Origin of the sequence: Alteromonas sp. Cnat2-8 (assembly GCF_022348355.1) — a bacterium.
Taxonomy (GTDB): domain Bacteria; phylum Pseudomonadota; class Gammaproteobacteria; order Enterobacterales; family Alteromonadaceae; genus Alteromonas; species Alteromonas macleodii.
In genome coordinates, this window is sequence record NZ_JAKREX010000004.1 from 504,978 (window position 1) to 518,455 (window position 13,478).

Here is a 13,478-nt window from a genome sequence, read left to right on the forward strand (position 1 = left end):
ACCGTTATGCTTTAACAGCCACCACACCAACTAAGTCAGCAGCGTTACTGTCGTCCACTTCTATACCTATTCGGCTTATGTACTGATCGCGCTTTTCAGCCTGGGTTGGCGACAAGTCACTGCTTAAAAGAAGCTTCGCCGCTTTATGGGCCGCTTCCATCTGCTCGTCTGTTAAATTATCCCCTAAGTGGATTTGAGTAATAACTTTTAACAAGCTCAGTGCAACTTGTTTGTCTTTCGGCGACAGTGTTAGTGCCTGGCGTAAATTGTTGAAAGCTGGCGACAACCGATTCTCTTTGTAGTTAACCGCAGCCATTTGCTTAAGCTCTTTTGTGGTAAATTGAATTTCAGTACGTTCAATCGACTCTTGATTCAGGTATTCATTTACCACTTGAGAAGTAAACGTGTCCCCTTCAATTTGCTTTCTAAGCTTATCTAAAATACTCACACAGTGTTCACGCATTCCTAACTCGTGAAATGCTTTCATTTTATCGAGGCTATCTTCCATCGAGAGTCCGTCGGTAGATGCCGAACGATCCTTCATCAACTTTTCAGCCCCTTTTTTGTCGTCTCGCAAGCACAAGACACGCGCTTTTACGACGTCAATCTGCTCGCCGAGCTGAGACTGCATGCCCTTTTGTTGTTTCAATTCTTCCAGTTCAGATTCTGCGCGTTTCATATAACGTTCGCCTTCTGTACTGCCAAGGCTTGTGGCTAAATCAATGGTTGAACGAATAACATTGAGCGTTAGCTGAGGTGAGTCATGGATAGAATTTTTAGCAAACTTTGCCATATTCTGAACGGCTGAAAGTTGTCCTGCCTTATCGTGGTTCAATCGAGCAAGATCCCATAACCGTTTGTTACGCTCAATATTGCGAGGTGCTAGCCTACTCGCCTCTTTCATTTGTTCGTAGGCAATATCGAACTGCTCTTTCTCTATGAAATACTGGGCAAGCAAGTCGAAGGTTAAGAATCGCGTGTCGTGGCGCTGCAATAAGTCATCAACCAGTAGCTGGGCTTCTTCTAATTCATCTTGTCGAAGCAACGACCGGGTTAAACCAATGTGAACCCACGCATGATCCATGCTCTGCAATAAGCTTCTAAAGTAGTCTTCCGCAGTTTGATAATCGCGAAGCTGCAATAAGCAATCACCAATTAAGCGTTTAATTCTGGTGTGATACTCCGATAGCGAAGGATCTTTTAACTGGCGCTCTGCATAGTACATAGCGGTGGAATAGTCCCCCACCTGCATACAATGAAGCATTTTATGTAGCTTTAACCTTATTTGGATAAGGTATTCCAAACGCAGCTCAATTTTGTTGCGCTGAAGAGGTTTGACCCAAAAGTCATCCGGTTGCAATTCAACAATACAATTAACCAATTCAGGCGATGTCTCTGCACTGAGAAAAATGACCGTGGTGGTGTCGTTGATGTGATTGAGGTGTTTTAATTCTTCAAAAAGGTGAAAGCCATCTTTGTCGTGACTGACGTTAAACGCCAGTAAAACAAAGTCGTATTGTCTTGCAGCACATAACCTTTTCGCGTGAAAGGCATTAAAAGCACTGCTTACGTTTTTTATTCCAATTTCATGCAAAGCTGATGACACTACATCATGTACAAGCCCCTGGTTATCGATAACCAGCACATGTAATTCTTCTCTTGGGGTTGGGGCAGGTATTTTTTCCAGCATTTACCAATCACTTCTAACGTCTTTTCCCTAAGCGTCGTAATAGAATACTTGCTATTGCGACGGCACAATGTTGCGCGAGCTGTGCGCGAGAGGAGCTGGCCCATAATTCAAACCAGTTTTGCAATAATAGCGCGCATACAACCTAAACTTATTATACATAAGTCTTGGTTTTTAGATACACGTGCGTTTCACAACGTGATTAGTGCTTTTATCGAGGCGGGTCAATCGCGTCGTTAACGCTTCCGTTAACCCTAAACCAACCTGCAACCGAGTGACGGCTGCGGGCAGCAGGTAATACTTCATGAGGGAATTGTTCGCTCAAAAAGACAACGAAAGTACCTTTCGTTGGCAGCACTCTTGTTCCAATTAGATCACTTTCATCAGCGTAGAGCACGAGTTCTCCCCCATCTTCTGAAGTCCAGTCGTCATTCAAATAGGCGACTAAAGACAACACGCGATTGCCCTGACCTTTAAACGCATCTACATGGCGTTTGTAAAATTTACCCGGCTCATAGCAGGCAAAATGACTTTCAAAAGAAAAAAGCCCCATAAAGAGCGAACGATTTACATACTGCTGCATGGCTTCACACCATGAAAGCCACAAAGCGCCTTCGCTAGATGAACCTGTAATCCAGCAAATCTCGTCCCCTCTAACTTTTTCAGCTTTTTGATAATTCTCTGCGCGACCAATACCTGCCGCTTGATATTCAGCTTCAGAGATCGAACGCTGGCAGGCCAAAAGTGCTTGTGTAATGAAATCAGGTAAACCATGCTCTTGAATAGAAAAGCCTTTCGTGACTAAGTCATCGACGATATTTTCAAATATGGCTTCATCGAAAACGTGAAGAGGCTGATACGACGCAAGTTGTTCTCTATTCATCAGAGCATTTCTACCTTTGAGCGGTTAACTAATCGTGTAGTTAGGAGCGGGTTGTGTATGTTAAAAAACTAGCGAACTTATACGCGGGGTTGAATCCTATAGCAATTGCATCACCACGCATTTTCCGCGCTATTTTTTTATCGATAAAAGAAAAATTATTTGTCGTTAAGAAGTCGCACGCTTCTTGCTTATTTAATATCAATTTTAAAGTGAGCAAATGACGGTAAAGGTAAACTAAATCAATAAGTAAACCGAGGTGTATATTTTAAGAGGGTTGATTGAGAGACTTTTCTTCTGCCCTTGTTTCCGTTGCCATTACGTCTGCACATACGGATTGTAATTAACAGTTGAAAAACGCATGGCAAGGCGGTTTAGTAAAGATATACGCAATGTACGTATTAAAATTTTTAGCAAAAAGAGTAACCCATGAGTCAAGATCAAACACAAATAGAAGAAACGGAACATCATCTAGACTTAAGAAACTTGAGACTGGACGACTACAACGATGTTAAAGCGTTAATGGATGAGGTATACGCCAACGTTGGAGGCGCATGGCCTTACTCTAACTATAAAGCCCAAGTTACTACATTTCCCGATGGGCAAATATGTATTGAAGATAAAGGCAAAGTGGTCGCTTTCGCCATTTCAGTGATTGTAGATTATGACCAGTTTGGGGATAAACACAGCTACGATGAAATTACGGGTGATGCTTATTTGACCACACACGATCCTAACGGTGATGTGCTTTATGGTGTTGAGGTAATTGTTTCACCCGAGTATCGAGGTCTACGCCTTGGTCGTCGTCTTTACGAAGCGCGTAAAGAGCTCTGTCGTAACTTGAATCTAAAATCCATTATGGCGGGCGGTCGAATCCCGAACTATAAAAACCATGCGCATGAGCTGTCGCCTTATGAATACATTGAGCAAGTAAAGCTCAAAGACATCTACGACCCGATTTTAACTTTTCAACTTTCAAATGGATTTGAAGTCAAGCAAGTCATGTCGGCTTACCTTCCAGAGGATGAAGCCTCACAGGGTTATGCGACGCTACTTCAGTGGCACAATATTTATTATGAACCGGGCACGCCTTCCCTCATCGCCAGCAGAAAGACCAGCGCGCGAATCGGATGTATTCAATGGCAAATGCGTTACTTCAATAATGTAGAAGAGCTTTTACAACAAGTAGAGTACTTCGTCGATGCCTTGTCTGACTATTCTTGCGACGTTGCCCTGTTCCCTGAGTTTTTCAACGCGCCATTAATGGGCCTAAGCCCGTCAGATTCATCAATTGACGCAATTTGGCATTTAGCGACCTATACCGATGAGATTTTAACTGCCGTGTCTCATTTGGCCGTATCGTACAATATTACGATTATCGCAGGTTCTATGCCTGTGGTAGAAGAGGAAGAGCTCTATAACGTCAGCTACATTTGCAAACGCGACGGCACGATTGAAAGCCAGTATAAGCTTCATCCAACACCTCACGAAAAAGAAGATTGGATAATGAAAGGCGGAAACAGCCTTAAGACATTTGATACCGACTTCGGCAAAATCGGCGTTTTGATCTGCTATGACGTGGAGTTTCCAGAGCTTGCGCGTATTCTTGCCGATCAGGAAATGCAAATTTTGTTTGTCCCCTTCTGGACAGATACCAAAAACGGTTATTTGCGCGTGCGACGCTGTGCGCAGGCCCGCGCTATTGAAAACGAATGCTACGTGGCAATTGCAGGTAGCGTAGGTAACTTACCCAAAGTGGACAACGTAGATATTCAATATGGGCAAACCGCGGTTTTCTCGCCAAGTGATTTCGCGTTCCCACATGACGCAATTGTCTCTGAGACCACCCCAAACACAGAAATGACGCTCATTGTTGATTTGGATTTGGATAAACTCACTAAGCTTCAAAATGAAGGCTCTGTGCGGAATTATCTTGATAGAAGACGAGATTTGTATCGCGTTGAATGGATCGGCGATAAGCAGTAGCGCTACGCTTTAAGGAAATTCTCGGATTTTATGGCTTATGTATAATTGACATTGAGCATAAGCCGTAGAATTTCCTTTAATTTAGCGATAACATGCTTTAGCGCGCAAATATAAATGTGCTGTCTTCTTATTGAGTTAAAGCATCTAAATGCGATGAAGTTAGTACTACATAACGAGATTATAAATTTACTATGGCAAATAATTCGAAAAACGATGAGTTTCCAACCATTAGATTGGATGAAGAAGACCGTCGTGATTACCAAACAAAACGTCAGGCGGCGCCAACAAAAGCAACGCCTCCACCTTCATCTGCCCCATCAGCAAACCGCCAACCCTCTGGTGGTGGAAACGGTAATGGAATCTGGGTTGTATTCGTTGCCGTCATCGCCTTAGCCGCCTGTGGTGGTTGCTATTACCTGTACACCATGCTTGAGCAACAAAAAGTGGTTGCTGAGCAAGCGGAGCAGCGCATATTACAGTTAGAAAACAAGTTATCTGCTACAGGTGAAGAAATTGGTGAATCTACTGTTGCCCTGCAAGTTAAAGTTACTGAGCTAACCAACAAGACAAACGAGCTTTGGGAACAAATGGATAAGTTGTGGGCGTCAGCTTGGCGTCGTAATCAACAAGAGATTGCTGATCTTGGCGACCGCGTAGGTAACGTTCAAAACGCCTTGAATAAGAACATCAACTCAGTTTCAGAAAATGTAAAATCGCAAGCAGCGGCCATTGGCTCGGTTAAGAATCAACTTGCTTCGTTAGCTGATGAACTGCTCGCTGTTAATGTTCAACTTGAGCAAGCAGCAAGCGATAAACAAAGCGCTCAGCAAAGCGTACGCAATTTAACCGACAAATTGTCTGTGTTAGAGCAACGCAATACGACCTTATCTGGCCGCATTACCAGTTTGGAAAACGAAATTCGCGATATAGCAACCAAAGTAGTATCTAGCGGTGGTTCAACGGGTGGAAGTGGTTCGGCTCCTTCAGCTGCAGGTAACCAGTAAACCAGATTAAATCTGTTGCAATAGTATACAACCGAGAATAAAAACCACGGTTTAACGCATAAAAAAGAAAGGGGCGAATCGCCCCTTTCTTTTTGCCGTGATAATATTGCCCTCTTTTGAAATATAGGACCTAATGCGCAATGAGTGAGCAAGCGCCCAAACGTTTAAATAAATATATTAGCGACACTGGCCTGTGTTCTCGCCGTGAAGCGGATAAACTCATTGAGCAAAATCGCGTTACCGTTAATAACCAACCACCTGAACTGGGTACGAAAGTGGGGCCTGGTGACACTGTAAAGGTAGACGGTAAAGTTGTAGGTGCCGTTGCCTCAGACAAGTCAGATCGCGTATATATTGTCTATAACAAACCCATTGGTATCACCTGTACAACTGAGCGTCATGTCAAAGGCAACATTATTGACGCTATCGGTCACAAGGAACGTATTTTCCCCGTAGGAAGGTTAGATAAACCATCGGAAGGCTTAATCATTTTAACCAGCGATGGGGACATCGTGAACAAGATCCTGCGCGCTGAAAATGCTCATGACAAAGAATACGAAGTTACGGTTAACCAACCAATCAGTGAGCGCTTCGTCAACCGTATGTCTCGCGGAGTACCAATTTTAGGAACCGTAACGAAGCCTTGTGTGGTTAAACCCACGGGCAAAAATACATTTACCATTATTCTAACTCAGGGTCTTAATCGACAAATCCGCAGAATGTGTGAGTTTTTAGGATACGAGGTCACCAAACTAAAACGAACCCGAATCATGCACCTTGAACTCGGTTCACTAAAACCTGGCCAGTGGCGTAACCTAACAAGCCGTGAACTAACTATTATGCAAAATGCAGTTCGCTCTTCTACAAAAACAGCGAGCAAAGTTGGGTTGCGTAAATAAATGAAACTACTACATTTAGTAGTAGTTTATTGATAAGACAATTTAAGACTTTGAAAAACGGACATTATCATTTTTTTTCGGTAAAGGATTTTCCCCCTAGTGCTGAAATATTGGCTAACTACGATGTATTTTTCGTGGTGGCTTCTGTTGTTATTGCAATATCTGCTTCCCTTATCTCTTTCGTTCTTTCTGCGAAGATGTCGCAAACAGAATTACAAAATGAGCGAGCATTTTGGTCGCTGGCATCAGCGTGCTTTCTTGGTTTTGGCATTTGGGCGATGCATTTTGTTGGGATGCTTGCCTATCAGCTCCCTCTTGAGGTTTCGTACGACCCTTTCATAACCCTACTCTCTGTGTTACCCGCGATTCTTGCGAGTATTGTTGTGATGAGTAAACTGCCACATAAAGCTAACTCGCTTTTGCTTCGCAGTTTATATATGGGGCTTGGCATTGGCAGCATGCACTACATCGGCATGATGGCAATGCAGATGAATGCCATCATGGCGTACGATGGCTGGTACTTCTCTTTGTCTATTGTGTTTGCCGTCGGTCTAGCAGGTATTGCTTTAAAAACCCATGAATATGTCACCACGTCGCAACTGCGAATACTTAAACAAATTGTTCCCGCCATTATAATGGGCAGTGCTATATCCGGTATGCATTACACCGGTATGCTGTCTATGCACGTATATGCACTGCCCTCCACGCAAATACTACAAGAGCCAGAAACCAAAAACCTCGCTTATTTGGTCATGCTAATGGTGATGCTTTTCGCGTTTACTATTCTCATTTTTATTGAGCTGCGAGCACGTACGTTATTGCTGGAACGCTATAACGCGGTGTTAAATACAGTACAAGAAGGCGTATTGACCTTCGACAGTGCCGGTATGGTTGAATTTGCCAACCCTGTCGCGTTAAGCATGTTTGGTCTCGACAGTTTTTCTCCTCAGACCATTCACATACGCGAGCTTGTGAGCCCTTCTGAGCATGCCCATGAGCCACTCCTGATAGGATTAAAAAAAGCGGCAAAGAATAGCGCAGCGCACAACGTGCCTTTAACTCTGGACGGTATTCGGAAAAGCGGAAAGGTTTTTCCTTTGACACTTCGCATTAATTTGCTGCCGGGAAACCATATTTCATATGTGTGTACGGTAAAAGATTTGTCTGACGTCAAGAACCAAGAAGTTTTTGCACAAACGGTTTTTGACGCACTGCCCAATATGTTGATTGTAAAGCGTGCCGACAGCCTTTCGATTACCCATGTAAATGATGCGGGAAGTAAAATATTGGGCACCGACAAAGCGTCACTTGTGGGGCTATCTGACTTTGATATATTCGACGAGGCGGAGGCCAAGAAATTTATATCTGACGATAAGCAATTACTTTCAAGTTCTGAAAAGCAAATCGTTAACGAATTCAAACTCAATATAGATGGTGTGACGCGCTTTTTTGAGACCAAAAAGATTGTCATTGATGACAACTACGGCACCCCTCAATACATATTGGCACTATCCGAAGACGTAACAAAATGGCGGGAAGCTCAACAGACGCTTAAAACGTTAAACCGCCGCATGTCTATGGCCGCTGACGCAGCACACATAGGTGTATGGGAGTGGGACATCGCTACTAACGAGCTCATTTGGGATGAGTGGATGCATAAAATCTACAATGTCTCCAAAGCTGGTTTTAGTGGTCAATTTAGTGACTGGGAAGACACAGTTCACGATGACGATATTGCCAATGTGAAGCAAAAGATAGAGCAATCAATAAAAGATAGCTCAGGATTTCACGCAATTTTTAGAGTGAAAGCCTCTGGCGACAAATATCGTCATGTTAGCGGTTATGGTCGCATTGAAGGCAACAAGATGTTTGGTATTAATGTTGATATCACCGAGCAAGTCGAAGCAGAACAGAAAATTAGAAAACTGGCAAATAGCGATACGCTAACAGGTTTAGCGAATAGGCTTGCCCTATCTACCTATATGCGAAATGAGCTTCCTCGATTAGAGAGAAACAATAAGGTGTGTACGCTACTTTATCTGGATCTCAATCGATTTAAGCCCATTAATGACGAATACGGCCATACAATCGGTGACGAAGTTCTTGTTGAGCTTGCACAAAGGCTTCAATCCATGTGTCGCGTGTACGATATTGCATCACGGGTTGGTGGTGATGAGTTTATCGTAGTAATCACCGAGCTAAGCACTGAATACAATGTAGAGACACTTAAAGCCCGACTTGCTAAAAAGCTTACACAGCCTATTACTACCACACAAGGCGCGTTCAGCGTTGGCGTTAGCATAGGTCACGCGAGCTATCCAGAAGAAGGCAAGACGCTAGAAGAGTTAATTTACATTGCAGATGAGCGGATGTTTGAAGCTAAAAAGCAAAACATACCGTCGAACTAACGCGTAGTACAAACACAAGGTTAATTGGCCAGCTTCATACATGTACTAGGGTGTATTGCACTTCGCTGTACATTTTTGCAAAAAAAAAGCGCCCATTGGGCGCTTTTCTTGAAACCTAGTCTTATCGACGTAGACCTAGACGCTTGATAAGGTCAAGGTAACGCTCTGCGTTCTTGCCTTTAAGGTAGTCTAGAAGCTTACGACGTTGGCTAACCATACGTAGAAGACCACGACGTGAGTGGTGATCTTTCTTGTGATCAGCAAAGTGACCTTGAAGCTTGTTGATGTTGTGAGTAAGCAAAGCAACTTGAACTTCTGGTGAACCAGTGTCGCCTTCTTTAACGCCGTACTCAGCAATGATTTTTGCGGTTTCTGCTTTAGTTAGTGACATATCATTCTCCTAATATTAATGCTTCGCCGATCACTAATTCAGCAAAGCGGAATGAGCGCCGTATTATAATGACGTTTACAGACTTAGCAAGCCATAAACCGTCTTTATTTACCGGCGCAGCTACAATGGATAAACAACTCGACGTTTTGGGTTAACAAACACTTCTTGTTTAGGGATACCTTGGTCTTTCGGGTCAAGAACCCCTTCCCCTACGCCTAAGAAAATACCACTGGTATCGTCGCCATGGTAAACGCGGTAAGACACGCCTTCACCCAGCGCTTCGCTACAAGTCCCTTTTACAGATTGGCCGTTATCAAAACGGTTTCTTTCAGCGTCGTTAATGGTCACAAAGGGCAAACGACTTACAGCGGAATCCATAGGAATCAATAAGTCATCCAGCGCTTTAAAGTCACCTTCTTCCAGTGATTCCTGAATTTCAATTAACTTATCCAGCGAGACCATTTTATCCGTAGGATAGTCTGCTACTTCCGTACGGTGTAAGCGAGTCACGTAGGCGCCACAGCCAAGGTTCTGACCTAAATCATCTACGATAGAGCGAATATAAGTGCCCTTGCTGCATTTAATGCGCATTTCTACAAACGGCAGTTCAATACGCAGTACATCTAATTCATACACTTCAATATCGCGGGGTTCCCGCTCAATCTCTATACCTTGACGTGCATAGTGATAAAGTGGCTTACCTTGATGTTTAAGCGCTGAAAACATGGACGGGATTTGTTTACTCTTACCTAGAAACGCCAAGCACGCATCACGTACTTGTTCTTCGCTTACATCAACAGGCTTTTCTTCAACCACTTCGCCATCGGCGTCAGACGTGGTGGTGCGAACACCTAGTTGAGCAGTTACCTCGTAGGTCTTTTCTGCATCCAGAAGAAACTGAGAAAACTTCGTAGCTTCCCCCAAGCACAGCGGCAACATGCCACTGGCAAGTGGATCAAGTGCGCCTGTATGCCCAGCCTTCGCAGCTTTGTACAGCCAGCGCACTTTTTGAAGCAGTTGGTTAGATGACCCACCAAGCGGTTTATCAAGCAATACTATGCCGTTAATCTCACGGCCTTTACGACGTCTTGCCATTTACTCCTGCTCTTGTGGGTCGTCTTTATCGCGCTTTGACTCATCTTTTGCGATGGTCTGAGACACAAGATTAGAGATACGCATACCTTCAACAATCGACTTATCTTCAAAGAAGTGAAGATCAGGCACTGAGCGCATGCGAATACGTTTAGCTAGAATACTGCGAATAAATTTTTTGTATTCTGCCAGTTGTTTAATTTGCGCTTTACCTTCTTCTTCGGTGCTGTTGTAGATAGTCACAAAGATTTTTGCATGCGCTAGGTCGCGCGACACATCTACGTCAGAAACCGTGATCAAGGGCATGTCGCCAACGCGGTGCTTGTATTCATTTTGCAGAATGCTCGCCACTTCTTTATGGACTTGCTGAGCGACTCTGTCGGTACGTGAAAATTCACGGGCCATTATACTCTCCTTTCCTTATTTAACGCAGGGCATGCGTGAAGCCTGTTTACTGTATACAGACAAAAACGGGAGCACTCGGCCCCCGTTTTTCACATGCCGAATTAACTAAGGCAATTAAATTTCGCGCTTAACCTCAACGATTTCGAAGACCTCGATTTGGTCGCCTACTTTCACGTCGTTGTAGTTCTTAACGCCGATACCACATTCCATACCGTTACGTACTTCTTGTACGTCATCTTTAAAGCGACGCAGTGACTCTAGTTCACCTTCGTAAATTACTACGTTGTCGCGAAGTACACGGATTGGGTTGCTACGCTTAACGTTACCTTCAGTAACCATACAGCCCGCAATTGCGCCCAGTTTCGGTGACTTAAATACGTCACGTACTTCTGCAAGACCAATGATTTCCTGCTTGAATTCTGGTGCAAGCATACCACTCATGGCCGCTTTCACTTCGTCAATTAGGTTATAGATAACGCTGTAGTAACGTAAATCAATTTCTTCAGCTTCTAGTACGCGACGCGCTGTTGCATCGGCACGAACGTTAAAGCCTAGTACGATAGCGCCTGATGCAGCCGCAAGGGTTGCGTCAGTCTCAGTGATACCACCTACACCACTACCTACAATGTTCACTTTTACTTCAGAAGTAGAAAGCTTAACAAGTGATTCAGAAATTGCTTCTACAGAACCCTGTACGTCAGCTTTAAGTACGATGTTAAGTTCGCTAACGTCACCTGATTCCATGTTCGCAAACATGTTTTCAAGTTTCGCTTTCTGCTGACGAGCAAGTTTAAGTTCACGTTTCTTCTGATGACGTTTCGCTGCTACTTCACGCGCTTTACGCTCGTCTTTAACAACGGCTGCGTCTTCACCCGCTACCGGAACACCAGACAGACCAAGTACTTCCACAGGCGTAGAAGGACCAGCAATCTTAATTTCATTACCGTTTTCGTCACGCATTGCACGAACACGGCCGTATTCTTCACCACAAAGTAGAATGTCACCAGCGCGTAATTGGCCTTCTTGAACCAATACAGATGCTACTGGACCACGGCCTTTATCAAGGCGAGATTCAATAACAATACCGCGACCTGGGCCTTCAGCTACTGCTTTAAGGTCTAGAACTTCAGCTTGTAGAACGATAGCTTCAAGCAGTTCGTCTACGCCCATACCTGTTTTCGCAGAAACGTTACAGAACTGGTGCTCACCGCCCCACTCTTCTGAGATAACTTCTAGTTGAGATAGCTCAGTTTTAACGCGATCAGGGTCAGCTGTTTCTTTATCCATTTTGTTCACTGCAACGATAAGAGGTACGCCAGCAGCGCGAGCGTGCTGTACCGCTTCTTTCGTTTGAGGCATTACGCCGTCATCTGCAGCAACAACAAGAATAACGATATCCGTCGCCGTAGCACCACGAGCACGCATTGCGGTAAATGCGGCGTGTCCAGGTGTATCTAGGAACGTGATTTCGCCATTTTCTGTTTCTACTTTATATGCACCAATGTGCTGGGTAATACCACCGGCCTCACCGTCTGCAACTTTCGCGCGACGAATGTAGTCAAGCAATGACGTTTTACCGTGGTCAACGTGACCCATGATAGTTACAACAGGTGCACGTGTGGTTTTTTCACCGCCAGTGCCATCTGCCAACAACTCATCTTCAAGTGCGTTGTCGTTAACAAGCTCGTACTTATGACCCATTTCTTCAATTACTAGTACCGCTGTATCTTGGTCTAGTACTTGGTTAATGGTTGCCATTTCGCCCATCTTCATCATCGTTTTGATAACTTCGTTAGACTTAATTGCAAGTTTACTTGCAAGTTCGCCAACTGTGATGGTTGCGCCAAGCTTAACTACACGCTCTACAGGTGCAGCTGGCTTGTTAAAGCCTTGCTTAAGATGCTCACCCGCATTTTTCTTCGACTTACGACGACGGCGTGATGAACGCTCAACCTGCATGTCTTCTTCGTCTTCAGCTTCTTGAGCATAACGGTTAGAGTGCAAGTGAACTTCTTCAGCTTCTTCTTTCTTACGACGCTCTTCTTCTTCCTTCCAGCGACGCTCGTTCTCTTCAGCAAGTTTGCGCGCTTCATCAGCCGCTTTCTTCGCGTCTTCTTCAAGCTTCTTCTGCGCTTCTTCTTCTTGCGCTTTGCGCAGACGCTCTTCTTCCTGACGCGCAGCTTCAGCTTCAGCCTTTTCAGCTTCAGTCAGTTCTGGCTCGTCTGCCTTACGTGCTTCAGCTTCTTTTTTCGCTTGTTCTGCACGGCGGGCACGCTCTTCTTCAGCGGCTTTCTTCGCTTCTTCAGCTTTACGCGCTTTCTCTTCAGCGGCTTTTTTCGCTTCAGCTGCTGCTTTTTCTTCCGCTTCGCGCTTCAGACGTGCTTCTTCTTCAAGACGCTTCGCCTCTTCTTCCGCTTGACGCTGCTGTTCTTCAACATCGCTACGCTTAACGTAAGTGCGCTTTTTACGTACTTCTACTTTCACTTCTTTAGACTTACCAACACTTAACGTGCTTGTTGTCTTACGCTTAAGTGTCATACGCGTTGGTTCAGCTGCGCTGCCGTGTTGCTTACTTAAATGATCCAATAGTTTTTGTTTCTCGTCTTCGTTTACCTGATCGCCGGCACTCTTAGTGATACCCGCGTCTTTAAACTGGCCAACCAATCGGTCAACGGTCGTACCAATGTCGCTGGCGAGCTTTTCAATAGATACATCTGCCATTACGT

General features: G+C 44.4%; 10 protein-coding genes. 4 read left to right on the plus strand and 6 right to left on the minus strand.

Translation table 11 applies throughout. The annotated features are described in order from the left end of the window. Nucleotides 1–4 precede the first annotated feature (4 nt). On the minus strand, nt 5–1,690 hold the full coding sequence (locus MHN00_RS13100; RefSeq protein WP_039229600.1) for a response regulator: 1,686 nt from the start codon (nt 1,688–1,690) through the stop codon (nt 5–7). Between the two features lie 208 nt (nt 1,691–1,898). Further along, nucleotides 1,899–2,570, minus strand: a complete 672-nt coding sequence (locus tag MHN00_RS13105; RefSeq protein WP_014949263.1) for a 2OG-Fe(II) oxygenase — start codon at nt 2,568–2,570, stop codon at nt 1,899–1,901. 426 nt (nt 2,571–2,996) lie between these two features. Between MHN00_RS13105 and MHN00_RS13110 the strand changes: the two genes are divergently transcribed. The 4 genes from MHN00_RS13110 (at nt 2,997) to MHN00_RS13125 (ending at nt 8,864) form a co-directional block, all read left to right on the plus strand. Next, the gene (locus MHN00_RS13110) at nt 2,997–4,553 is read left to right on the plus strand and encodes a bifunctional GNAT family N-acetyltransferase/carbon-nitrogen hydrolase family protein (protein WP_014949262.1); all 1,557 of its coding nucleotides are present in this window, start codon (nt 2,997–2,999) and stop codon (nt 4,551–4,553) included. Nucleotides 4,554–4,744: 191 nt separating this feature from the next. Next, nucleotides 4,745–5,557 carry a hypothetical protein gene (locus tag MHN00_RS13115; protein ID WP_039229603.1) on the plus strand — a complete coding sequence of 271 codons (813 nt, stop codon included), beginning with the start codon at nt 4,745–4,747 and terminating at the stop codon, nt 5,555–5,557. Nucleotides 5,558–5,697: 140 nt separating this feature from the next. Continuing rightward, complete coding sequence (rluF, locus tag MHN00_RS13120; protein ID WP_239301397.1) at nt 5,698–6,456, plus strand: 23S rRNA pseudouridine(2604) synthase RluF; 759 nt, start codon at nt 5,698–5,700, stop codon at nt 6,454–6,456. A gap of 50 nt (nt 6,457–6,506) precedes the next feature. After that, nucleotides 6,507–8,864 (plus strand): diguanylate cyclase, encoded by a 2,358-nt coding sequence (locus MHN00_RS13125; RefSeq protein WP_239301398.1) that lies wholly within the window; start codon nt 6,507–6,509, stop codon nt 8,862–8,864. 121 nt (nt 8,865–8,985) lie between these two features. On the opposite strand, the gene rpsO is transcribed toward MHN00_RS13125, so the two are convergent. The 4 genes from rpsO to infB form a co-directional block, all read right to left on the minus strand. Further along, on the minus strand, nt 8,986–9,255 hold the full coding sequence (gene rpsO, locus MHN00_RS13130; protein WP_012518257.1) for a 30S ribosomal protein S15: 270 nt from the start codon (nt 9,253–9,255) through the stop codon (nt 8,986–8,988). A 120-nt stretch (nt 9,256–9,375) separates the two neighbouring features. Then, nucleotides 9,376–10,350, minus strand: coding sequence for a tRNA pseudouridine(55) synthase TruB (gene truB / locus MHN00_RS13135; protein ID WP_239301399.1), 975 nt, complete (start codon nt 10,348–10,350; stop codon nt 9,376–9,378). Then, nucleotides 10,351–10,752, minus strand: coding sequence for a 30S ribosome-binding factor RbfA (rbfA, locus tag MHN00_RS13140; RefSeq protein ID WP_014949257.1), 402 nt, complete (start codon nt 10,750–10,752; stop codon nt 10,351–10,353). It abuts the gene before it with no gap. Between the two features lie 114 nt (nt 10,753–10,866). Then, nucleotides 10,867–13,473 (minus strand): translation initiation factor IF-2, encoded by a 2,607-nt coding sequence (infB, locus tag MHN00_RS13145; protein WP_239301400.1) that lies wholly within the window; start codon nt 13,471–13,473, stop codon nt 10,867–10,869. Nucleotides 13,474–13,478 lie beyond the last annotated feature (5 nt).